The organism is Aliidiomarina maris, assembly GCF_003987335.1.
GTDB lineage: Bacteria > Pseudomonadota > Gammaproteobacteria > Enterobacterales > Alteromonadaceae > Aliidiomarina > Aliidiomarina maris.
On sequence record NZ_PIPK01000008.1, the window covers coordinates 36,659 to 58,809 of the forward strand.

General features: G+C 50.2%; 21 protein-coding genes. 19 read left to right on the forward strand and 2 right to left on the reverse strand.

Annotation, left to right across the window (positions count from 1 at the left end; genetic code table 11):
- Positions 1-18: 18 nt before the first annotated feature.
- From bamA to CWE07_RS09425, 8 genes are all read left to right on the forward strand, one after another.
- Positions 19-2,496 (forward strand): outer membrane protein assembly factor BamA, encoded by a 2,478-nt coding sequence (bamA, locus tag CWE07_RS09390; protein WP_111569689.1) that lies wholly within the window; start codon positions 19-21, stop codon positions 2,494-2,496.
- A gap of 59 nt (positions 2,497-2,555) precedes the next feature.
- Positions 2,556-3,074 (forward strand): OmpH/Skp family outer membrane protein, encoded by a 519-nt coding sequence (locus tag CWE07_RS09395; RefSeq protein WP_111569688.1) that lies wholly within the window; start codon positions 2,556-2,558, stop codon positions 3,072-3,074.
- A gap of 5 nt (positions 3,075-3,079) precedes the next feature.
- Positions 3,080-4,096: a UDP-3-O-(3-hydroxymyristoyl)glucosamine N-acyltransferase gene (gene lpxD, locus CWE07_RS09400; RefSeq protein WP_111569687.1), complete on the forward strand. Its 1,017-nt coding sequence runs from the start codon at positions 3,080-3,082 to the stop codon at positions 4,094-4,096.
- 41 nt (positions 4,097-4,137) lie between these two features.
- Entirely contained in the window at positions 4,138-4,602 is a 465-nt protein-coding gene (gene fabZ, locus CWE07_RS09405) for a 3-hydroxyacyl-ACP dehydratase FabZ (protein ID WP_111569732.1), read from the forward strand.
- A complete protein-coding gene (gene lpxA, locus CWE07_RS09410) occupies positions 4,599-5,363 on the forward strand; it encodes an acyl-ACP--UDP-N-acetylglucosamine O-acyltransferase (protein ID WP_111569686.1) in 765 nt (254 codons plus the stop codon). Before fabZ ends, lpxA begins: the two co-directional genes overlap by 4 nt.
- Positions 5,364-5,381: 18 nt before the next feature.
- Entirely contained in the window at positions 5,382-6,560 is a 1,179-nt protein-coding gene (gene lpxB, locus CWE07_RS09415; protein ID WP_111569685.1) for a lipid-A-disaccharide synthase, read from the forward strand.
- Positions 6,561-6,749: 189 nt separating this feature from the next.
- Positions 6,750-7,727, forward strand: coding sequence for a glutathione S-transferase family protein (locus tag CWE07_RS09420; RefSeq protein WP_111569684.1), 978 nt, complete (start codon positions 6,750-6,752; stop codon positions 7,725-7,727).
- A 59-nt stretch (positions 7,728-7,786) separates the two neighbouring features.
- Entirely contained in the window at positions 7,787-8,629 is an 843-nt protein-coding gene (locus CWE07_RS09425) for a pirin family protein (RefSeq protein WP_111569683.1), read from the forward strand.
- Between the two features lie 42 nt (positions 8,630-8,671).
- Here CWE07_RS09425 and CWE07_RS09430 read toward each other — a convergent pair whose 3' ends face one another.
- Complete coding sequence (locus tag CWE07_RS09430; RefSeq protein WP_111569682.1) at positions 8,672-10,315, reverse strand: tetratricopeptide repeat-containing response regulator; 1,644 nt, start codon at positions 10,313-10,315, stop codon at positions 8,672-8,674.
- 210 nt (positions 10,316-10,525) lie between these two features.
- On the opposite strand from CWE07_RS09430, the gene CWE07_RS09435 reads away from it, so the two are divergent.
- The 9 genes from CWE07_RS09435 to CWE07_RS09475 all read left to right on the forward strand — a co-directional run bounded on the left by CWE07_RS09435 (position 10,526) and on the right by CWE07_RS09475 (position 19,818).
- Positions 10,526-11,071: a VC2046/SO_2500 family protein gene (locus tag CWE07_RS09435; RefSeq protein WP_111569681.1), complete on the forward strand. Its 546-nt coding sequence runs from the start codon at positions 10,526-10,528 to the stop codon at positions 11,069-11,071.
- Between the two features lie 55 nt (positions 11,072-11,126).
- Positions 11,127-11,621 carry a methylated-DNA--[protein]-cysteine S-methyltransferase gene (locus CWE07_RS09440; RefSeq protein ID WP_111569680.1) on the forward strand — a complete coding sequence of 165 codons (495 nt, stop codon included), beginning with the start codon at positions 11,127-11,129 and terminating at the stop codon, positions 11,619-11,621.
- Entirely contained in the window at positions 11,618-12,544 is a 927-nt protein-coding gene (xerD, locus tag CWE07_RS09445) for a site-specific tyrosine recombinase XerD (protein WP_111569679.1), read from the forward strand. Before CWE07_RS09440 ends, xerD begins: the two co-directional genes overlap by 4 nt.
- Positions 12,537-13,352 (forward strand): DsbC family protein, encoded by an 816-nt coding sequence (locus tag CWE07_RS09450; RefSeq protein ID WP_157983258.1) that lies wholly within the window; start codon positions 12,537-12,539, stop codon positions 13,350-13,352. Before xerD ends, CWE07_RS09450 begins: the two co-directional genes overlap by 8 nt.
- A 101-nt stretch (positions 13,353-13,453) precedes the next feature.
- Positions 13,454-15,118, forward strand: coding sequence for a single-stranded-DNA-specific exonuclease RecJ (gene recJ, locus CWE07_RS09455; protein ID WP_111569731.1), 1,665 nt, complete (start codon positions 13,454-13,456; stop codon positions 15,116-15,118).
- Between the two features lie 129 nt (positions 15,119-15,247).
- Positions 15,248-16,346 (forward strand): peptide chain release factor 2 gene (gene prfB, locus CWE07_RS09460; RefSeq protein ID WP_111569677.1). Its coding sequence is split into 2 segments (ribosomal slippage): positions 15,248-15,322 and positions 15,324-16,346, totalling 1,098 coding nucleotides; the frame shifts between segments, so codons are not numbered across the junction.
- A gap of 107 nt (positions 16,347-16,453) precedes the next feature.
- Entirely contained in the window at positions 16,454-17,974 is a 1,521-nt protein-coding gene (gene lysS / locus CWE07_RS09465) for a lysine--tRNA ligase (protein WP_198679910.1), read from the forward strand.
- A gap of 146 nt (positions 17,975-18,120) precedes the next feature.
- Entirely contained in the window at positions 18,121-18,867 is a 747-nt protein-coding gene (locus tag CWE07_RS09470; protein WP_111569675.1) for an SGNH/GDSL hydrolase family protein, read from the forward strand.
- Positions 18,868-18,903: 36 nt separating this feature from the next.
- A complete protein-coding gene (locus CWE07_RS09475) occupies positions 18,904-19,818 on the forward strand; it encodes a cation diffusion facilitator family transporter (protein ID WP_111569674.1) in 915 nt (304 codons plus the stop codon).
- A 28-nt stretch (positions 19,819-19,846) separates the two neighbouring features.
- Here the strand turns inward: CWE07_RS09475 and CWE07_RS09480 are convergent, their stop codons facing one another.
- A complete protein-coding gene (locus CWE07_RS09480; RefSeq protein WP_111569673.1) occupies positions 19,847-20,188 on the reverse strand; it encodes a hypothetical protein in 342 nt (113 codons plus the stop codon).
- Between the two features lie 75 nt (positions 20,189-20,263).
- Between CWE07_RS09480 and CWE07_RS09485 the strand changes: the two genes are divergently transcribed.
- Positions 20,264-21,484, forward strand: coding sequence for a DUF418 domain-containing protein (locus tag CWE07_RS09485; RefSeq protein WP_111569672.1), 1,221 nt, complete (start codon positions 20,264-20,266; stop codon positions 21,482-21,484).
- A 16-nt stretch (positions 21,485-21,500) separates the two neighbouring features.
- The gene (locus CWE07_RS09490; RefSeq protein ID WP_111569671.1) at positions 21,501-22,046 is read left to right on the forward strand and encodes a glutathione peroxidase; all 546 of its coding nucleotides are present in this window, start codon (positions 21,501-21,503) and stop codon (positions 22,044-22,046) included.
- The last annotated feature ends 105 nt before the right edge of the window (positions 22,047-22,151 follow it).

The following is a 22,151-nucleotide window of genomic DNA, read 5'->3' on the forward strand; positions in this document are numbered from 1 at the left end:
TTAAATAAGTATCAATACATGGCGTTGAAAAAGTTGTTATTTGGAGCGGTATTCCTCGGTGCTGGTGCACAGGCGCAAGCTGCAGAACCATTTGTGGTTGAGGATATTCAGGTACAAGGCTTGCAGCGGGTGGCTCTTGGCGCCGCGCTGACTTACATTCCTATTCAGATTGGTGATGAAATAGATTCAGCACTCGTCGCCCAAACCATTCGTGAACTCTATGCCTCGGCGCATTTCGATGATATTGAAATCCTGCGCGATGACGGTACTTTAATTATTCGTGTGACCGAACGTCCTACTATCAGCAGCGTAAGCTTCGAGGGCAATAGTGACCTCGATGATGACCAGCTATCGGATAGTTTGCGTAACTCAGGCATTGCTGTGGGTGAGCAGCTCGATCGCACCATGATTAGTGAGATTGAAAGCGGCCTTGAAGAGTTCTACCAGAGCGTGGGTAAATACAACGCCAACGTATCGGTTACGGTGATTAACTTACCGCGTAACCGGGTTGAACTGCGGTTTAACTTTGTTGAGGGCGCTGCAGCTGAAGTAAAACAAATTAACTTCATTGGTAACCATAGCTTTAGCCGTGAAGAATTATTGCGTGAATTCGAACTGCGCGACACCTTGCCATGGTGGAATTTCTTTGGCCGTCGCCAGTACCAACAACAGCAGTTGGGTGGCGATATCGAGTCATTAGAGTCGTTTTATCGTAATCGTGGTTATGCACGTTTTCGTATCGACTCGGTACAGGTATCCATGACGCCTGAAAAAGACGGCATCTATATTACTTTGAATCTGGATGAGGGCGACCAGTACGAAGTGAAAGAGGTCAACGTCATCGGCGACTTACGCGGCCACGATAGTTTTATTGAATCGGTGGCGCAAAGCGCTGAAGGGCGTCGTTACAATGCGTCTTACATGACGGGTATCGAAGAGGCAGTTAAGGGTTACTTGGGCCGCTTTGGTTATGCCTACCCAGAAGTACGCACGGTACCTGATATCAACGACGACGATTTAACCGTGGACTTGAACTTCATTGTCGAACTTGGCAATCGTGCCTATGTGCGTCGTATCAATTTTGAAGGCAATAGCGCGACCAAAGACGAAGTACTTCGCCGTGAGATGCGTCAGTTAGAAGGCGCGTGGTTAAACCAGCAACAAGTTGAAACCAGCCGTGCGCGTTTAGAGCGCTTAGGTTACTTTGCCACCGTGGACGTTGAAACTGTGCGGGTACCAGGCGAAGACGACCAAGTCGATTTAGTGTATCGCGTGGAAGAACAGCCATCGGGCTCAATTCAAGCCGGTATCGGTTATGGTGGTTTCTCCGGTTTAAGTTTGAATGCCGGTATTTCACAGGAAAACTTCTTTGGCACCGGTAACAGTGCGGCGATTAACCTCAACACCAACCGTTTCCAACGTGACGCGCAGCTAAGTTATAGCAACAACTACTTTACCGACGATGGTATTGCTTTAGGTGGTAATATTTTCTACCGTGACTTTGACGGTAGTCGCGCCAACTTGTCGCAGTACAACCAGCGTAGTTATGGTATTGCAAGTAACCTGAGCTTCCCAATTAATGAGTTCCAGCGCATTAGCTTTGGCGCAGGTTATACCAACACTGGGATTAGTCAGTTCCAGCAAATTGACCAAATTACTAATTTCCTGGCGCGTTATGCTGACGCAGAAAACCCGGAAAGCTCGGTGAACTTCCGCACCTATGATTTAAATTTAGGTTGGCAGCGTGTAACCCTGAATCGTGGTGTATTCCCAACGGCAGGTACCCAGAACTCGGTTAACTTAAAAGTCACGACACCGAACTCAGATTTGCAATACTTTAAATTGAATTATCGCTTCCGTTATTATCACCCAATTGATAATGACCATAGATTCGTATTCCTAACCCGCTTAAACTTAGGCTACGGCAACGGCTATGGTTCCACCAATGGGGTCGACAATACCTTACCGTTCTGGGAGAATTTCTACGGCGGTGGTCAAGATTCATTGCGTGGCTTTGAAACTAACCGAGTGGGCCCACGTGGTATTATTCGACAGCCTACGTTCGTGCAAGGTCCGCCAGACGCCAACGGCAACCCGACACGAATTGCGTTAGGGCCAGAATTTGATACCTATCAGGTGGCACAATTCCGCGGTGTGGGTGGTAACGCTATCGCAAATGCGAGTTTAGAGCTTATCGTGCCTACGCCATTTGCGGGCGAAGATGCAGCGCGTGCAGTGCGCACCAGCTTGTTTGTTGATGTGGGTACCGTGTGGGATACTGAATTTAACTTTGATTCTTATCGCAACTTACGCAATGTTGGCCAGCAAGAACTATGGGACTACAGTGACCCCAGCAACTACCAAGCCTCTTACGGGGTGTCGGTACAGTGGTTATCACCGATGGGTGCACTGACATTTAGCTTAGGCTTCCCGATTAAGTCGTTAGACCCAGACGTGGAAGAGCGCTTTAACTTTAACTTAGGAACTACTTTCTAAGCTGTTTAAAAAAGCAGTAAGTAGCAACACCAAACTTTGAATGCAATGAGGATGTAACATTGAAAAGCTTAATTAAATCGATTTTTCTTGCCAGCGTGTTATCGGCAATGTCTTTAGGCGTCAGTGCGACTGCAGCAGCAGAAGCAAAAATGGCGGTTGTTGATGTTGGCGCAGTATTCCAACAGTTACCTGAGCGTGAAGAAATTTCGCAGAACTTGCAGCGTGAGTTCAATGACCGCATTGAGCGCATGCAGCGTCGCGAAACTGAAATCGGCCAATTACGTGATCGTATTCAGCGCGACGAAGAGATTATGAGCGAAGAAGAGTACACTCAGGCGATGATGGAATTTCAGCAACGTGTACAAGAAGCGCAACAATCAGGTCAGCAATTGAATGAAGAAATGCGCCGTCGTCAAAACGAAGAACGTGACCGCGTATTGCGCCGTATGCAAGAAGTGATTGCTGACATCGCTGAAGCTGAAGGTTATGACGTGGTATTGGAAGCGAGCGGAATTGCGTACGCACGTGATGGCTTTGATATTTCAAGCCGTGTTTTGGAAGCAATGAGCAGCAACTAATACTCATGACTGTAATGACACTTCAGGAATTAGCCCAGGCAACTGGCGCTAGCGTGCGCGGTGACCAAGGTTATCAGGTCACCGGGCTTGCCACCTTGCGCTCAGCGAAAGCTGAGCACATTTCTTTTTTGGCGAATGAAAAATATCGTTCGCAAGTTGCCGAGTCATCAGCTGGTTGCGTGATTATGCGTGCCGAAGATGACCACGGCGAAGCGACCAACGCATTGATTACGCCACAACCGTATTTGGCGTATGCACGCGTTGCGCAGTTGCTTGATAACACGCCAGCGCAGGCCAAGGGCATTCATCCCACTGCAGTGATAGCAGAAGGTGTTGCACTAGGTTCCGATGTGTCAGTCGGCGCATACAGCGTTATTGAAGCTGGCGCAGTGATTGGCGATCAAGTTCAAATTGGCAACCATTGCACAGTGGGCAGCAATGCACATATCGGTGCCTATACGCGACTGTGGTCGAATGTAACGATTTACCACGGCGTCCGTATCGGCCAACACTGTACCTTTCACGCCGGTGCTGTGATTGGTGGTGATGGCTTTGGTTGGGCCAGTGAAAACGGAAAATGGGTTAAGATACCGCAACTCGGGGCAGTGACCATTGGCGATTACGTTGATATTGGCGTTGGCACCACCATCGACCGCGGTGCATTAGACGATACGGTGATTGAAAACCACTGTATTATCGATAACCAAGTACAAATTGGCCACAATGTGTTTGTGGGCGAAGGCACTGCGATTGCAGGGCAGGTTGGTATTGCCGGTAGCACTCGAATCGGTCGTGGTTGTTTGATTGGCGGGCAAGCAGGCTTAGCCGGTCATATTGAAATTGCCGACCATGTGCAACTGCATGGCCAAGCAATGGTCACCAAGTCAATTGAACAAGCGGGTGTGTACGCGTCCGGAAACCCAGTGGTACCGCAAGGCGAATGGGCACGTGTTGGCGTGCGTTACAAGCAGTTACCTGATTTGTTCAAGCGGGTGAAAGCCCTCGAGACTAAACTTAAATAATAACAACGTTTAACGTTGAGGAGCTTCGTGTGACTGAACAGGTGACGCAAGAGCTGAACAATGGATTCAATATCCAAGAGATTCAAGCCGTTTTACCCCATCGATACCCTTTTGCATTGATTGACCGCGTGGTGAGCTATACCAAAGGTGAGTCGCTGCATGCCTATAAAAATATCACCATGAACGAACCCGTGTTCATGGGGCATTTTCCAGGTGAACCTATCTTTCCAGGCGTACTGTTACTTGAAGCTATGGCGCAAGCGACCGGTCTGCTAGGTTTTAAAATGATGGAAAATGCGGCGGACAAAGACGAAATGTATTTGTTCGCGGGCATCGACAACGCACGTTTCAAGCGCCAGGTCATTCCTGGGGATCGCGTTGATTTCCATGTCACTTTTGTCAAAGAACGTCGTGGTATTTGGAAGTTTTCGGGCGTGGCGAAAGTGGATGGCGAACTAGCAGCTACGGCTGATCTTATGTGTGCAAGAAGGAATATGAAAGGGTGATACACGCCAGCGCAATTATTGAACCAGGCGCAAAGCTGGGGGCAAACGTTCGCGTTGGCCCTTGGACGTATATCGGTGCCGACGTCGAAATTGGTGATAACTGTGAGATTGGTCCGCATGTCGTCATTCGTGGTCCAACGACCATGGGTGAAGGCAATCGTATCTTCCAATTCTCGTCGATTGGTGAAGAGTGCCAAGACAAAAAGTATGCGGGTGAGCCGACTCGCTTGGTGATTGGCGATCACAATGTGTTTCGTGAGTGCACTACCGTGCATCGTGGCACGGTGCAGGACAACAGCCTGACCCAAATTGGCAGTCACAACTTATTGATGGCCTATGTACATGTTGCCCACGATTGCATGATTGGCGACCGTAACATTTTAGCCAATGCGACAACATTAGCCGGACATGTGCATGTCGGCGATCAGGTTATCCTTGGTGGTTTTACCGGTGTGCACCAATTTTGCAAAATTGGCTCACACGCTTTTACCGCTGTCAGTTCGGTGGTGGTGCAGGATATTCCGCCGTATGTGATGGCACAAGGCCACAACGCAGTGCCGCGCACGATTAACTTGGAAGGTTTGCGTCGCAGAGGCTTTAGTGCTGAGCAAATTCAGAATATTAAGCGCGCTTACAAGCTGCTTTACCGTCAAGGTTTAACCCTTCAGGAAGCGGTGGCTAAAATGACTGCAATGGATGCACCAGAGCTTGCGATCATGCTTGATTTCATCGCCAAGTCTCAGCGCGGTATCATCCGCTAAGCCATTGACGTAATTGACATGCCGCAAGACTTAAACCATCAAAGCAATCCTGTTCGCTGCATTGGCTTAGTAGCAGGTGAAGCCTCCGGTGATATTCTGGGGGCTAGTTTAATGCGTGCCATCAAACAACGGCATCCCGAGGTCGAATTTATCGGCGTCGGCGGTCCGTTAATGGCGGCAGAAGGCTTGCAGTCATTGTTTTCCTTTGAACGCCTCGCGGTGATGGGAATCGTCGATGTGCTCAAGCAATTGCCTGATTTACTAGCTGCACGCCGCGAAGTTGTTACCTGTATGCTAAATCAACGCCCTGATATTTTCGTGGGCATTGATGCGCCCGATTTTAATATTCCAATCGAACTGAAGCTTAAACAAGCAGGCATTACCTGCGTGCACTATGTTAGCCCTTCGGTGTGGGCGTGGCGCCAAAAGCGCGTGTTTAAAATAGCCAAAGCCACGCATCGGGTGCTGTGTTTACTGCCGTTTGAAAAGCAGTTTTATGATCGCTTTGATGTTCCGGCAACCTTTGTGGGGCACACCTTAGCCGACGAGATTCCACTGCAGAGTTCGCGTGAATTGGCGTGCGAAGCACTCAATATTGACCCACAACAACGTTATTTCGGCGTGTTACCTGGTAGTCGGCGTAGTGAAGTAGGTTTGTTAATTGAGCCATTTTTGCAAGCTGCGCGCATACTCCATGATCAGCATCCTGAGTATGGCTTTTTGATCCCAGCGGTCAATCCAGAACGTCGTGGGCAAATCGAAGCGGCCATCGCAACGGCTAGTTTACCTGCCAGTTTGCAACTACACATCATCGATCAGCAATCGCGCCAGGTGATGTTGGCGAGTGATGCATTGATGCTGGCCTCAGGCACCGTGGCCTTAGAAGCCATGCTACTGAAACGTCCTATGGTCGTGTCGTATCGCTTTAGCGCACTCAATTACGCAATTCTTAAGCGCTTGGTTAAAGTGGATTATTTCTCATTACCAAACTTGATTGCTAATCAGCCGCTAGTACCTGAACTTTTACAAGAGGCAGTCACGCCCGAAGCCTTGGCGACTCACATGAGTCATTTTATCAGCCAACCACAACAGGCTTTGTTGGCCCAATTCGAGCAACTTCATCAGGCTATTGCATTGAACGCGGCAGACACCGCGGCTGATGCAGTGTTAGCCACTCACCAGCAACGCGCGTTGTAGAATTTCCTAACCTTTCTATTTAATAGAGCGAAAGCCGTCAATAATAGCTATTATCTTTCCAATATATCGTGTCTATACTAAGCGTCATGTAAATACATGCTTGAGTTCTCGCGTACGTGTGGTGTGACACCCGATGCGAGCGAGCGCTTATTAACTGCAAAGATTTAATTGAGTGACAGGAGTAGCAACATGGGCTTATTAGTCGATGGTCAATGGCACGATACTTGGTATGACACCTCGAAAACAGGCGGACGCTTTGTGCGTACCGAAGCGCAGTACCGCAACTGGATCACGCCTGATGGCAGCGCCGGAGAAAGTGGTGAAGGCGGCTTTAAAGCAGAGTCAGGGCGCTATCACTTGTATGTATCTTACGCATGTCCTTGGGCGCATCGAACTTTAATCTTTCGTCAGCTCAAAGGGCTAGAGTCACATATCAGCTATTCTGCTGTGCAGCCACTGATGCTGGAAAACGGCTGGGAGTTTGGTCAGGGCGAGCTGAAAGACCCACTTTTCGATCATAAATTCTTGCATCAGATTTATACCCAGACCGACCCGGATTATAGCGGTCGCGTTACCGTACCTGTGTTATGGGATAAACAACGCAACACCATAGTGAGCAATGAATCCGCTGAAATTATTCGTATGCTAAATTCTGCATTTAACGACATTACGGGTAATCACGACGATTATTATCCAGAAGAATTGCGCGCAGATATTGATGAAATTAATGATTTTGTCTACGACAACATTAATAACGGCGTGTATAAATGTGGCTTTGCAACCACCCAGCAAGCCTACGAAGAAGCCTTTCATGCGTTGTTTGCTGCACTCGATAAATTAGAGCAGCGCTTAGCTGGCCAGCGTTACCTGGTGGGCGGTCGCATGACGGAAGCGGATTGGCGTTTATTCACCACGCTGGTGCGATTTGACCCAGTGTATGTCGGTCACTTCAAAACCAACCTTAAGCGAATTGCTGATTATCCAAATTTATACAGCTACATGCGTGAACTGTATCAAGTCTCAGGCGTAGCCAGTACCGTGAATATGGACCATATCAAACAACATTATTATGGCAGCCACGACACCATTAACCCCACGGGTGTGGTACCGGTAGGCCCTGATTTAGATTTGACTGCGCCACATGACCGCAGCAAGTTTGGCGGATAAACCAAGCAGTTAACCTTTATTCTTTCTGATAATGCGAGTGGACTCGCAAGGAACAAGCAATGAAATCTACAATGGTGCAAAAGCGTGTCACTGGGATGCCAGCACAAGATGGTGCTGGGGTAAAACTCAGCCGCGTTATCAATCAGCCAAGCTATCGCCATCAAGACCCGTTTTTAATGTTAGATGAGTTTAAGTCGGATAACCCGAATGATTATATTGCTGGGTTTCCACCCCATCCGCATCGTGGGTTTTGTACCCTGACTTATATGTTAGAAGGGCGCATGGCCCATGAAGATTCGCAAGGCAATACTGGGGAAATCGGCCCAGGCGGCCTGCAGTGGATGCGTGCGGCACGCGGTATGATTCACTCTGAGATGCCAAAACAAGAAGACGGCATGATGTGGGGGTTTCAGCTGTGGGTTAACTTGCCTGCAAGCGAAAAAATGTCGGACCCTGAATATGCCGATATTATGGGCGACCAAGTGCCTGAAGTGGTGAAAGACGGTGTGACGGTCCGTGTCCTCAGTGGTGAATTTGATAATCAGCAAGGGCCGGTCACGCTGTATGTGGTGCCCGCTGAGCGCAACTTTTTGTACTTGGACGCACGCTTTAGCAGCGCTGCAGAGTTAGAAGTACCACATCAAGGTCAGGCAACGCGCTTGGTATATGTGTATCGTGGCGAAGTGCGAATTGACGGGGTGACCCTGCGTGCCGGCGAGTTGGGCGAGTTACGGGCGGACGGTGACCTGCTGATCAAAGGCAGTGCCGAGGCCGGGATGCTAGTCCTTGCTGCGCAGCCCATCGGCGAGCCGGTTGCGCAGTACGGTCCCTTTGTGATGAATACCGAAGACGAACTGCGTCAAGCGTTTGCTGACTATCAGAGTGGCGCGTTAACCCAGTAACGCTGGGCTAATGCGTAAACGGCTCTAACGATCAGGTGCTGGTTATTGATTAGCCAGCACTTGATCGAATTCCGTTTGTAAACTGTTAAATCGGGTTTGGTGGTTGCTGGGTAGTTGGATGCCCTCAAGTACCCGAATACAGCGCTTGCAGCCGTCTACCAAATAGTTAAGTGGGCTGTCACTATGCCCAAGCACCTTCAGCGCCGCTTGAATATAGTTCAGGGCAACGCCTGAGTTCATCGGTGCGAGTTCAAGTGCTTTTTCAAATTGCGCGATAGCGGCACCAAAATCATTGTCGGTGTAGTAAGCAATGCCTGCCTTATTAAACTTTAAATAACTTTGATGTGTGGTTTCTTTGCGTGCGACCCGCGATTCTAAAAGCTTGCGGTTGTAAGTGTCTAAACGGCGCTGGTCGACCTGACGCTTAAACAGCGCATGGGCACGTTCAAATTCACCGATATCTAGCAGTGCCACTGCAATATCTGGTGCGATATCGCGCTGAATGTCCTTACCATGTTGTAAAAACTCACTAGCGACTTGGTTAAGATGTTCCTGAGCTTGGCGAAAACGCCCGTTATACGCCTCAATGCGCGCCATTACTGCATTTTCAAGCTGATGATATTTTAAGTTGCTATGTAACAGACTCTCATCGTTTTTTGCACGCTGTAAGGCCAACGACGCTTCTTGTTGGTATTTATTAATTTCTAAACGCGAGTCACTATGTTCTGCTGCATCCAAAATACTTCGGATATAGTTACATAAGTGCTTGGGGTTGCGATATACCGACTTGCGGCTAATGTCCAAGACATTAAACATCGCTTGCTTGGCGAGCTCGAACTGCTCGCCGTCACGAGCAAGCTCACTCATATACAGCTGCCGGGCGATGGAAAACGGCGCTAAGGTCACTGCCTTGCGGCCCGCTTCCAATGCTTTTACCGGCTGCTCATCGCCTTGTAGCGCACGAGCTAATACATCGTAAGCTTCGACGGCATTCGGGGTCGAGCGGATAACTTCATGACATAAATCAATCGCTGCAGGGTAAGCTTTTTGCGCATATTTGATTTTTGCTAACGCCAAAACCCCCCAGCTAAAACGTTGCTCATCCAGCAACGCAATAACGACTTGCTCTGCCTTATCGAGTTTGCCTAGTTTAAGGTAAAGCTCGGCCAGTAACTGGCGGCAGTAATTGCGATAACGACCCTCGTCTTGAATATGCTGCAAGCAGGCTTGAATACATTCAGGGTATTCTTTGTCGTATAAGGTTTGGTATACACGGGCTAAGGTAGCGCGCTTTCGAAAGCTGCGTTTTAAGCGAGTGCGCAGCACCCCAATCGAAAACGGCTTCATCAGGTAATCATCGGGCTGTAGTTCGATAGCACTGAGCACCATGGGGCGAGTGCTTTCACCTGTAATAATGAAAAATAAACCGTTTGGACGCAACAGGTCGCGTACGCGCATTTCTTCCAACACCTGGCGTCCATTTTTGCCTTGGCCAAGATTGTAATCTACCAACAAAATGTCATAGCCATGGCGGTGGTGAGCGGCAATACCAGCCTCACCGGATGCAACCGCGGTCACATCGCGCGCGCCCAATTGCGTCAGCAAACCTTTCAGCATGATTTGGAACGGCTTTTGATCGTCAACGATTAAGATCTTCTTATCGGCTAACGTTACAGATTCGGTCATTCGTGTTGGGTCTCTGGGTCAATACAAACAAGTTCAGCGACATAATTATTATATCGGAGGGCGGCGGCTTTGGTTTAATTAATTCTTTCATGCGTTTAAGTTTGCGCGCTTAACGCCGATAGCGCTTATAGATCAACGAGTTTTGAATTTCACTTTTGCACGCCCCATAGTGGGTGAAGCGACGCATTATCGCAAGGGGAACTTGGCGCAATGAGCCAAATTCAGCAATCAGCCCAATCAGCAGCCACGCCATTACTCAGTGCCGAGCATAGCCTTGGTCAGCGTCTGAATCAGGCGGTGCAGCAGGGGCGACGCGCAGATTTTAGTTACTTGCTGGCTTCTTTAAGCGATAATGTTCTTGAATTCAGTGCTTTTGCGCCTCTAAACCCGGCGTCTGAGACCCCTTGGCGCCCACCTTTTGCGTATGGCCCAGCCGTTCCGCTCGCGGTTCAGCCGCATGAGTTCACCCAGCAACCTAGCCATGACTTCACTACCAGCCGTGTGCTTTGGCGTTTACAACACGCTATGCACCCAGCTGGTTTGCACATTGTCAACGACAAGCATCACCTTGGCGCAGACGTGGTTGCTAACTGTGCGCATTATGTACAGCAGAGGCTTGCTGCGCAGCAAACTGAAGTTTTGCCGACGCAAACACAGCATACAGCCGCCGATGGGTTAGAGGATGATGCCCCTGGTCCTGCCGATTTAATTGATATTATTGATAAGCTACGCGGTATTGATCGTGCTGTTGCCTAAGCAGTTGCCCTGATATAGTAACCGTATCGAATCAGGCGATGTGAGGAGCGCACAAATGAGCCAGACTATCCACACCGAGTACCTGGATTTAGGCCCGTGGCAAGTGCAGGTGACCCACGATACTCATCACTTGTTAGGCAGTCAGTTGGTGGCCGAGAATGTTGCCGCAAAGCTGCCGCAGCACGCTTTGAGTCACCATTTAGCGGCGTATATTGATGCGTATCTCAAGCATCAACCGCGGTCACTGGCGATACCCTTGAGCCCTCAAGGTAGCGAATACCAACGCCGGGTTTGGCAGGTATTAACCACCATACAAGCAGGTGACACACGCACCTATGGCGATGTAGCCAAGCAGTTGAACTCCGCTGCGCAGCCCATCGGCGGGGCATGCAAGCGTAATCCATTGGCTTTTTTTATTCCCTGTCACCGTATTGTTGCGGCCAATGGCCTAGGTGGCTTCATGGGGCGTGGGCCGAATACTGAACCACAGGGTGCCGCGTTGATGATGAAGGCTTGGTTGCTTGACCATGAACAAGGGTTTATTCAATGAGCAAGCAGGTACATCCGACAGATGCGCGCCTGATTGACGCCTTTATCGACGACTTATGGTTGCAGCAAGGTGTCAGCCAGCACACCCAGAGTGCATATCGAACCGACTTAATGCAATTAAGTCGATTCGCAGCGGCGCATGGGCTAGGCAGCTTAATTGAATTGAAAAGTGACGACTTGCGCGGGTTTATTCAATACAAACAGACCCAGCGTCACAGCCAGCGCAGTGTGGCACGCTTTATTAGTAGTGCGCGCAAATGTTTTCGTTATTTACTGCGCACCCAGCAGCGCACTGACGACCCCAGCGCGCACTTAGACACGCCGAAGCAACCAAGTGCGTTACCCAAATCCTTAAGTGAAGCAGACGTTGAAGCGTTGTTGGCAGCGCCAGACACCAACACAGCGCTTGGCTTGCGTGACCGCTGCATGCTGGAAGTATTGTATGCGACCGGGTTACGGGTGTCTGAATTAATTGGTTTGCAAATCCATCAAGTTAGCATGCGTCAGGGCTTAGTCAGAGTGACCGGTAAAGGCGATAAAGAGCGCATTGTGCCCCTGGGGGAAGAGGCCTTAGACTGGTTGCAACGTTACTTACACAATGGTCGCGCGCAGCTTTTTGGCCCTCGCTCAAGCGCAGTAGACAGTCATGACGTGTTGTTTTTATCGACCCGGGGTCAGCAAATGACCCGACAAACCTTTTGGCACCGAATCAAACAGCTTGCGACTACCGCAGGCTTGTCGATTGAGTTGTCGCCGCATACGTTGCGTCACGCGTTCGCCACCCACTTGCTAAACCATGGGGCTGATTTAAGGGCGCTGCAAATGCTGCTTGGGCATGCGGACATCGCCACCACCCAGATTTATACCCACGTCGCCAGAGCTCGATTACAAGCCATTCACGCGGAGCATCATCCGCGTGGTTAAGCGTCTTACCTTATGCACATTATTCGCGTGCATGCTGGCGATGTGCCTATTTGCCTTGCGGGTAGCGAATGACGTCTCGCCTTCGTTGGATGCGAGCGACAGCCCAGCATGCACCTCGGCGCGTTGTGTCGAGTCTGAGTTAGCGCAACTTAATATGAACGCCTATTCAATCACTGAGGGGTTCGCGCCGAATTGGTGGTTGCTGGAAACCGCCCAAGGAGAATGGCATTATCACGCGGTTCAACGTGTGCTGCTGGCTGGGCCATGGCTTGACGTGGCAAACCCAGAGCAAGTAGTTGATAAAAGTGCTCAGCGCCAACGCCAGCAGCGGCAGACTTTTTTAGCTAACGCGCGGGCTCAGGGTGTGCTCATGCCGCAGGATATTGCATCAAGTGCCGCAGCGCCAATCGAGATTGCAGTCTTCACTGACCCCACCTGCGGCTATTGTCGTCGCTTACATCAGGATTTGCCTCAGTTGGCTGAATTAGGTGTGCAAGTGCGCTATTATGCGTTCGCGCGAGCTGGTGAAGGGTCGCCCGGTGAGCAGCAGTTGGCGGCCATTTGGTGCGCCAGTAACCCCAGCCAAGCAATGAATGACGCCAAACAAAGTCAGGACATCGACACGGCAACGGTAACCGCGGCGTGTACGACCAAGGTACAACAACAGCGCGCTATGGCACTTCGGCTTGGGGTGCAGGGTACACCAAGTATGATTCTTCCAGACGGCCGCTTATTGCTTGGTTACAGAAACCCAGCGCAAGTCATGCAGGCGCTTGAGCCTGTGTTGCAGCGCGACAGGACCAAATAAACATGCAGTGACAAAAACACCGGTGTAATAAAGAGGTAGCGGTGCAATCAACAGCGATTCAAATTCAGCGTCGAGCACAGGTGGACGATAGTCATTTACCTATGTCCTTACCGCCAAGCTTGCGTCAGGTATTGGCGCGTCGCGGCGTCAAGTCAGTCCAGGAACTTGAGTTAGTGGCTCAACAGCTTCGCCATTTCGCGGGCTTACAGGATGTAGAAAAGGCTGCTGCTCGATTAGGTGCCGCGATCGAATCACAACAGCGCATTTGTATTGTTGGTGATTTTGATGCGGACGGCGCCACCAGCACCAGCTTAATGCTGCTGGCATTGCGCGAATTTGGCGCCCGCGACCCGTTTTATATTGTGCCGAACCGTTTCACCGATGGGTATGGCTTGACCCCAAAGTTAGTTGAAGCGGCAGCGGCCGAAGGTGCTCAATTAATTGTGACTGTCGATAACGGGGTGTCGGCATTTGCTGGTGTCGAGCGTGCGAACGCACTTGATATTGACGTAATTATTACCGACCATCACTTGCCTTCTGCACGTTTACCTGACGCCTACGCACTGGTAAACCCGACACGTCGGGATTGTAACTTCGGCAGTCGGTGTCTGGCGGGGGTTGGCGTCGCATTTTACTTACTTTTGGCGCTTCGAGCCTGGTATCGAGGGCAGGGAAGTAGCAAAGCCAGCGTCAACATCGCAACCTGGCTCGACTTAGTGGCCTTAGGCACGGTCGCCGATGTGGTGCCCTTGGATTTTAATAATCGCATTTTGGTGCAACAAGGCTTGGCTCGAATTCGAGCAGGGCGTTGCCGCCCAGGCATACTGGCACTGTTACAGTTGAGTGGTCGTGACCCGCGTCAGCTGCAAGCCAGTGACCTAGGCTTTACCGTGGCACCGCGAATTAATGCAGCAGGGCGCTTAGACGATATTCAAATTGGGATTGAGTGCTTATTAAGTGACGATGCTGATAAAGTACAGCGCTTAGCCGAACAATTAGACAGCTTAAACCGCGAGCGCCGCAGTACAGAGCATGAAATGCGCGAAGATGCTGCGCAATATTTGACGCAAATTCAACTGGACGGTGATAGCTTACCCGCGATTCTTAGTTTGCACCAAAGTCACTGGCACCAGGGGGTCATCGGTATTCTGGCAGGGCGGGTGAAAGAGCAGGTATACCGACCCGTGATTGCGTTCGCCCAAGCCGATGATGGCGTGTTGAAGGGGTCTGCACGTTCAATTCCAGGGGTGCATATCCGCGATGTCATTGAGCGCGTCTACACGCTCGCTCCGCATACCGTGCAGGCGTTTGGTGGGCATGCGATGGCGGCAGGCTTAAGTGTGCCAGCGCAGCATTTTGATGAGTTCAAGCAACATCTTGCTCAGGCGGCCGAGGAATTTATTCAGCCCGAGCAATTGCAGCAGGTATTGCTCAGCGACGGCGAGCTCAGCAGTGATGAGTTGAGTTTGGATATGGCACGCCAAATTAGCCAGTATGGACCCTGGGGCCAAGGTTTTAGCGAACCATTATTTGATGGTCTATTTAAAGTCGTCAGCCAACGCATTGTCGGCGACAAGCATTTAAAACTGCTGTTGCAGCCACTACACCACGCTATGACTATTGATGCGATAGCCTTTGGCGTCGACTTAAATTGCTGGCCTGACTTACAAGTCGGCCAGGTGCATATCGCCTACCGGCTGCAAGTCAATGAGTTTCGCAGCCGCAGCAATTTGCAGTTATTGGTCGAACATATCGACAAAGCCTGACACCCGTGCGATTCGGCACTTTGATTAGGCCTCCTGATTAGGTAGAATAACGCGCAACAGAACGGCCGCTGGTGAGCGGCCATTTTGTTGCCGCACACTATCTGTCACCACGATTGAATAAGGTTATTCATGTTAGAAACTAATGCTATTTACGCCCAGATCAAAGATATGCAGCAGCGCACCGCGCAGCTTCGGGGGTACCTTTGACTTCGACACTAAGGTTGAACGCCTAGAAGAAGTCGAGCGCGAGCTAGAGGACCCAGCGGTTTGGAATCAGCCCGAGAAGGCACAGGCACTGGGTAAAGAGCGCGTAGCATTAGAAGCTGTGGTGTCGACCTTGCGAGAGCTGGAGCAAGGCCTTGACGACAGTCGTGAATTCGTCGCGATGGCCGAAGAGGCTGACGACGAAGATACCTTGCAAGAAGCGCAAGATGAAATTGCTAAATGGGAAGCCGAGTTAGAGAAGCTCGAATTTCGCCGCATGTTTTCAGGCCCGAATGACGCGAGTGACTGTTACCTTGATTTACAGTCAGGTTCAGGTGGAACCGAAGCCCAAGATTGGTGCAGCATGTTATTACGCATGTATTTGCGCTGGGGTGAAGCGCATGGGATGAAAACCGAAATCATCGAATTATCGGAAGGAGAAGTGGCGGGTATTAAATCCGCCACTATCAAACTAAGCGGCGAATACGCATTTGGCTGGTTGCGCACCGAGACGGGTGTGCATCGCTTAGTGCGCAAGTCGCCGTTCGATTCGGGCAACCGTCGCCATACATCATTTGCCTCGGCCTTTGTTTACCCAGAAGTTGATGACGATATCGATATTGAAATCAACCCAGCGGACCTGCGTATCGATACCTACCGCGCGTCTGGTGCTGGTGGTCAGCACGTCAACCGTACTGACTCAGCGGTGCGGATTACCCACGAACCTTCAGGGATCGTGGTGCAATGTCAAAATGACCGCTCGCAGCACAAAAACAAAGACCAGGCGATGAAGCAATTGCGCGCCAAGTTGTATGAAATGGAGCTGCAAAAGCAGAATGAACAGCGTCAAGCGTTAGAAGACAGCAAGTCTGATATCGGTTGGGGCAGTCAAATTCGCTCGTATGTGCTCGATGATGCCCGGATTAAAGATTTACGTACCGGGGTAGAAACCCGTAACACCCAAGCAGTGCTTGATGGTGATCTCGATAAATTTATTGAAGCAAGTTTAAAGTCAGGGCTGTAAGTTAGCCTGCAATGATCCCGTTTACTTGCTGCGCATCGATATACAGATAGCGCCAACCCCGAATAGACGCTATTTGGGTACACTGATGACTGATGAAAGGACAACCAATGAGCGCACAAACGCCGAACCAGAACTCTGATGCACAAGCGGAAATTCAAGGCGAAATCGCCCAGCGTAAAGCAAAATTGGACGCCCTGCGTGAGCAAGGCAACCCATTTCCGAATGATTTTCGCCGCGATGCACTAGCCGCCGAGCTGCAAGAAAAGTATGCCGAACAGGATGGCGACGCTTTAAAATCCCAAGGCGTGCGCGTGAGCATTGCCGGCCGGATGATGACCCGCCGTATTATGGGCAAGGCCAGCTTCGCGACATTGCAAGATATGAGTGGTCGCATCCAAATATACGTGGCGCGCGATAACTTAGCCGAAGGCGTTTATAACGAGGCGTTTAAAAAGTGGGACCTTGGCGATATTTTAGGTGCCAGCGGTACGCTATTTTTGACCAAAACGGGTGAATTGACCGTCGAAGTCGATGAAGTCAGATTACTAACCAAGGCGCTACGTCCATTGCCGGATAAGTTTCATGGTTTGGCGGACCAAGAAACGCGTTACCGCCAGCGCTATTTAGACTTGATTGCCAACCAGCAAAGCCGCGATACCTTTTTGGTGCGCTCAAAAGTGGTTGAGTACATCCGTCGTTACCTCGCGGAGCGTCAGTTCTTAGAAGTGGAAACGCCGATGATGCAGGTCATCCCTGGTGGTGCCTCGGCACGCCCGTTTGTGACCCATCATAATGCGTTAGACATGGACTTGTTTTTGCGCATAGCGCCAGAGCTTTACTTAAAGCGCTTAGTGGTTGGCGGCTTTGAAAAGGTATTTGAAATTAACCGTAACTTCCGTAACGAAGGCCTTTCGACCCGGCACAATCCAGAATTCACCATGTTAGAGTTCTACTGGGGCTATGCGGATTACCAAGACTTAATGGATTTAACCGAAGACATGTTGCGTGGCTTGACCCAAAGCGTGCTTGGTAGCACCGAACTTACTTATCAAGGTCAGCAGTATGATTTCGGTAAACCGTTCGATCGCTTGTCAGTCGTGGACGCGATTTTGAAGTATAACCCAGAGGTTAGCGCCGCGCAGCTTGAAGACCTGCAAAGCGCGACTGCGTTAGCTAAGCAGTTGGGTATTGACGTTAAATCAAGCTGGGGCTTAGGCAAGGTACAAATCGAAATCTTCGAAGAAACTGCGGAACATCAATTGATGCAGCCGACGTTCATTACCGCCTACCCAGCAGAAGTATCACCGTTGGCACGTCGTAATGATGACAACCCATTTGTCACCGACCGCTTTGAATTTTTTGTTGGTGGTCGTGAATTGGCCAACGGATTCTCGGAGCTGAACGATGCGGAAGATCAAGCGCAACGCTTTATGGATCAGGTTGAGCAAAAAGAGGCCGGTGACGATGAGGCAATGTTCTATGACGCGGATTACGTGACCGCATTGGAGCACGGCTTGCCGCCAACGGCGGGCGAAGGTATTGGCATTGACCGCCTAGTCATGCTCCTGACCGACGCACCGTCAATCCGTGACGTGCTGCTATTCCCGCACATGCGTCCACAAAAATAACCAATTGGTTGATCAAAGGCAGCTTAGGCTGCCTTTTTTATTGGTGTTTTATGCTCGCCCATTTTATTCGCCCATTTTGTTCGCATAGCACTGCCCTCTAAGCTATGCTTAATTAGTCGCGATAACAATTACTTAGAGGCGCTCCCATGCAAGTCCCGTTGCTGCACCCAACCCTGTCTATTCTGCTGCTGCCGGTACTCATGTACCAAGGCCAGCAAGTGCGTAAAAATATTCCGCGCTTACCGGAAGCAGATGGTGCACGTAGCGGTAGGTTGGCAGCCAAGTCATCGGCTGGCGAGCAAGAGGCCGTGTTGCGGATTTTAGTCTTGGGTGATTCGGCAGCCGCAGGCGTAGGCGTCGAATCACAACAACAAGCGCTGATTGGTCAGTTATGTAGTCACTTACATATTGAACCTGCGGTTGAATGGCAGTTAATGGCGCATAATGGCCTTAATCTTGAGCAAATCACCCAGCAACTGGATGATTGTGACCAACAGTTTGATGTCGTTGTGGTATCCGCTGGCGTGAATGATGCGACTGGACGGACTCGACGCTATCAGTTCTTATGTCAGTTACAGGCGCTAAGTGACCGCTTGAAGCGTCAACATGGGGTGCAGCAAATTTTCTATACCGCGGTGCCACCGATGCAAGTGTTTCCAGCGCTGCCGCAACCGCTGCGTTGGTATTTAGGCCAACGTGCTAAACGCTTAAATTCAATTCTTAAAGTCCATTGTGATAAGTGTGACATTGCGACCATGATGGTGGTTGATTTTCCATTTAGCCCTGAATATATGGCCAGTGATGGTTTTCATCCTGGCGCCAACGGTTACCAATTATGGGGTGGGCGCACCGCCGCATTAATCAAAGAATGGTGGCAGGGGCGTAAACCCTAAGTTCGTCGGCGTCGAGTTTGCGCCACAAGAGGTTGTATGCTGCGTTCGTTCTCATCTGAAGATCGGCTTATTTTAGTTTCGGCACTCATGGCCCTCGGTTTTGCTGTGGGTGGTATTGCCATTGGCACCTGGTTGCAGTCATCGATCATTATTTTCGACGGCCTATTTAGCTTTATTAGCTTGGGCTTGTCGTTGATCTCATTGGTCGCCGGACGCTACGTGCGTAGTGTGAATGAATCTAAATACCCATTTGGTAAGAGCATCATTCAGCCGATTACCTTGGTGTTTAAATATTTAGCGATTTTTATTTTATGTACCTTGTCCTTGTTTGAGGGCATTCAAACCCTATTGGGCGGTGGTCGCGCGCTCAACTTTGAGCAAGCGTTTGTGTATTCCGCCGTAGTGACTTTATTGTGTCTGCTGGCATTTAAGTTCTTACAACGCCGCACCCAACCAGAGCATTCCGATTTACTCGTCGCAGAGCAACGCGAATGGCTGATGGATACTGGCTTAAGCTTAATGCTGACCCTTGGCTTCGCACTGGCAATTGTCGGCCAGTGGCTTGGCTTTGACCGCTTCGCACTGATGGTCGACCCGCTGATGCTGATTATCGCAGCGCTGTTTTTTATGCGTATACCCACCCGTGGTATTTTAGATGCGGGCAAAGAGGTGCTAGGGCTTAAGGTGGCGGAAGCTTTAGAAGCTGACGTGCGCGTGCATGTAGAAGATATCGTGTTGAGTTATGATTTCAAAGACTACTACTTACGCTTACAAAAAGTGGGCAGCACTGTGTATTTAGAGGTCGATTTTATCGTGCATGCCAATCAAGTTAGTTTGTCGATATTAGAACAAGACAAAATTCGTTCGGCCCTTTATAAACAGATACGAGTTTTTCCGTATCGCTGGTGGTACACCATTTCTTTCACCGCCGATGAGCAGTGGGCCCGCTAGTCACTTTCTACAAGTTATTCTCTACAAGTCATTCTGCAGGGTCGCACAAGCCTTTGAGTAACAGCGGCAACTGACGAAACTTGCGTCCTTCATAGCTATCTTCCAACACATGCTGCGCAATCTCGTGCGGGTCTTGAGTGACAGCGAGTAAGTATTCAAAGCGCTGAATTGCTGCTTTAGCGGATTTAGGCAAGTGCTGTTGCTGTTGATAATAATGTAAGTTCTTCACCAAAATACTGATGCGTTCAGGATGAGCAGCCAAGCATGCCAATGCCTGCTCAAAGTAAGCTGTTTGTTGTGGGCTGGTGTCGCGAGGGCCGCGTTCGCGACTTGGGCGGCGATTGCGAAATGGGTGATAAGCTTGGCTCATAGGGCTATGTTAACCTGCCTGTTCAGTTTATGATAGCGTCAGTGGAAACTTACAAAATTACAACAAGGACATCGAATGCAAGGAAATTCAACCAGCGCATTGCAGCACGGGACAGCGGCACGCATCGAACACCTCGACTTGATACGCGGGGTTGCAGTACTTGGGATCTTACTGATGAATATCATCAGTTTTGCTATGCCGGTCGCAGCATTCGCGAACCCGACCGCGTATGGTGACTTCAGCGGTATTCACCAGTGGACTTGGGCGCTGATCCATATTTTTGCCGAACAGAAGTTTATCGCTATGTTCGGGATGCTGTTTGGTGCCGGCATTGTGCTGATGGCCTCGCGTGAGGCGCCAGCAGGCCTAACCCACAAGCAGCGCCATTTTCGTCGTCTTGGTTGGCTGGCGTTGTTCGGACTTGCCCATGCTTGGTTGCTTTGGTACGGCGATATTTTGTTTACCTATGCGGTGGCTGGTTGTTTGGCGTGGTTGGCGATTCATAAGTCGGTGCGTGCATTGTGGACCTGGGGTCTGATTCTTTATGCACTGCCAGCTTTGTTACTGGGTTTGATGCAGCTTGGAATGCAAGCACCAGAGAGTGAATTTGCCAATGATATGCAACCTTACTGGGCTCCGGGCGCAGACCTGTTAGCGCAGGAAATTAGCGCAGTCACTGGCGGCTTCGTAGCCCGCACCAGCGAGCGCGCTGAGATTATCTTTGGGCTACAAACGTCGCAGTTATTGCTGTTTACGTTATGGACTGCACTTGGGTACATGCTGATAGGCATGGCGTTATTTAAACAAGGGGTATTGCAAGGCCAAGCCAGCCAGGCAGTGCGCATGGTGCTATTGGCGTTGTTTATCCCTGGTGTGTTGTTGGTGACCACGGGCGTCGTATCGGACTTACGTAGCGATTTTGCCATCGAAACGGCGATGTTCGGCGGTATGTTGTGGAACTATGTCGGCTCATTGGGCATGGCACTGGCGTACATTGTGCTGTTAGCCTGTTGGGCGAACCGTGGTTGGTTGCCAGGTTTGCAGCATAAGCTGAAACAAGCTGGCAGAATGGCGTTTTCGCTGTATATTATGCAAACCCTCATTGGGGTGGTTATTTTTAATTGGATTGGTCTATTTGCGCAGTTGCAACGTTTTGAACTATTGCTGCTGGTCGTGGCCATATGGATAGCGCAACTTGCTTTTGCAAGCTGGTATTTAGGTCGCTTTCAGCACGGGCCATTAGAATGGCTTTGGCGTCGATTAGTGAGTGGGCCCCAGCGGTCCATAGTGAAGTAAATAAGAGGGTAATAACATGCTTGCGTCGTTAATGTTTGCCATGACTCTGGCGGGTGCTGATGCACCAGCAGAAACACATGACCATACGTGTCAGGGGCCTCTGCAAGGCGAGTTTCGGCTGTTGCGCTCAGAAGATAGTGTCGATTTATGTGAATTGTCTGCCAACAAGGTGACATTAGTGGTGAATACCGCGAGTCAATGTGGTTTTACCGGGCAATTCGAGGGGCTGGAAGCCTTGTACCAAAGCTACCGTGAACAAGGGTTTCAAGTGGTAGGCTTTCCGTCTGATAGCTTCAATCAAGAATACGGTAATGAAGAGCAGACCGCGGATGTGTGTTATATCAATTACGGCGTGACTTTCCCGATGATGGCGACTTCTAAAGTGCGTGGCGGTGACGCCAACCCTGTGTTTGCAGATCTCATTGCGCAAACTGGTGAAGCACCACGTTGGAACTTTTATAAGTATTTGGTCAATCGTGACGGTGATGTACTAGGCGTATACCCAAGTACCACGCCTCCAGACGATCAGCGCCTGCGCCGGGACATCGAGCGCGCTTTATAAGCTGACGCGTAACCATAGTTTGTGAAAAGACGGGCTGTAGGCGACTGCAGCCCGTTTTTTATATATGTGATGTGACGCTGGCACCAGCACCAGCCGGTAAGCTGG

What these genes read in the sequence shown, in the direction of transcription:
- bamA (WP_111569689.1), top strand. Translation starts at nt 19, where the DNA reads ATGGCGTTGAAAAAGTTGTTATTTGGAGCGGTATTCCTCGGTGCTGGT.
- lpxD (WP_111569687.1), top strand. Translation starts at nt 3,080, where the DNA reads ATGACTGTAATGACACTTCAGGAATTAGCCCAGGCAACTGGCGCTAGC.
- lpxB (WP_111569685.1), top strand. Translation starts at nt 5,382, where the DNA reads ATGCCGCAAGACTTAAACCATCAAAGCAATCCTGTTCGCTGCATTGGC.
- CWE07_RS09420 (WP_111569684.1), top strand. Translation starts at nt 6,750, where the DNA reads ATGGGCTTATTAGTCGATGGTCAATGGCACGATACTTGGTATGACACC.
- CWE07_RS09425 (WP_111569683.1), top strand. Translation starts at nt 7,787, where the DNA reads ATGAAATCTACAATGGTGCAAAAGCGTGTCACTGGGATGCCAGCACAA.
- CWE07_RS09430 (WP_111569682.1), bottom strand. Translation starts at nt 10,315, where the DNA reads ATGACCGAATCTGTAACGTTAGCCGATAAGAAGATCTTAATCGTTGAC.
- CWE07_RS09435 (WP_111569681.1), top strand. Translation starts at nt 10,526, where the DNA reads ATGAGCCAAATTCAGCAATCAGCCCAATCAGCAGCCACGCCATTACTC.
- CWE07_RS09440 (WP_111569680.1), top strand. Translation starts at nt 11,127, where the DNA reads ATGAGCCAGACTATCCACACCGAGTACCTGGATTTAGGCCCGTGGCAA.
- xerD (WP_111569679.1), top strand. Translation starts at nt 11,618, where the DNA reads ATGAGCAAGCAGGTACATCCGACAGATGCGCGCCTGATTGACGCCTTT.
- recJ (WP_111569731.1), top strand. Translation starts at nt 13,454, where the DNA reads ATGTCCTTACCGCCAAGCTTGCGTCAGGTATTGGCGCGTCGCGGCGTC.
- lysS (WP_198679910.1), top strand. Translation starts at nt 16,454, where the DNA reads ATGAGCGCACAAACGCCGAACCAGAACTCTGATGCACAAGCGGAAATT.
- CWE07_RS09470 (WP_111569675.1), top strand. Translation starts at nt 18,121, where the DNA reads ATGCAAGTCCCGTTGCTGCACCCAACCCTGTCTATTCTGCTGCTGCCG.
- CWE07_RS09475 (WP_111569674.1), top strand. Translation starts at nt 18,904, where the DNA reads ATGCTGCGTTCGTTCTCATCTGAAGATCGGCTTATTTTAGTTTCGGCA.
- CWE07_RS09480 (WP_111569673.1), bottom strand. Translation starts at nt 20,188, where the DNA reads ATGAGCCAAGCTTATCACCCATTTCGCAATCGCCGCCCAAGTCGCGAA.
- CWE07_RS09485 (WP_111569672.1), top strand. Translation starts at nt 20,264, where the DNA reads ATGCAAGGAAATTCAACCAGCGCATTGCAGCACGGGACAGCGGCACGC.
- CWE07_RS09490 (WP_111569671.1), top strand. Translation starts at nt 21,501, where the DNA reads ATGCTTGCGTCGTTAATGTTTGCCATGACTCTGGCGGGTGCTGATGCA.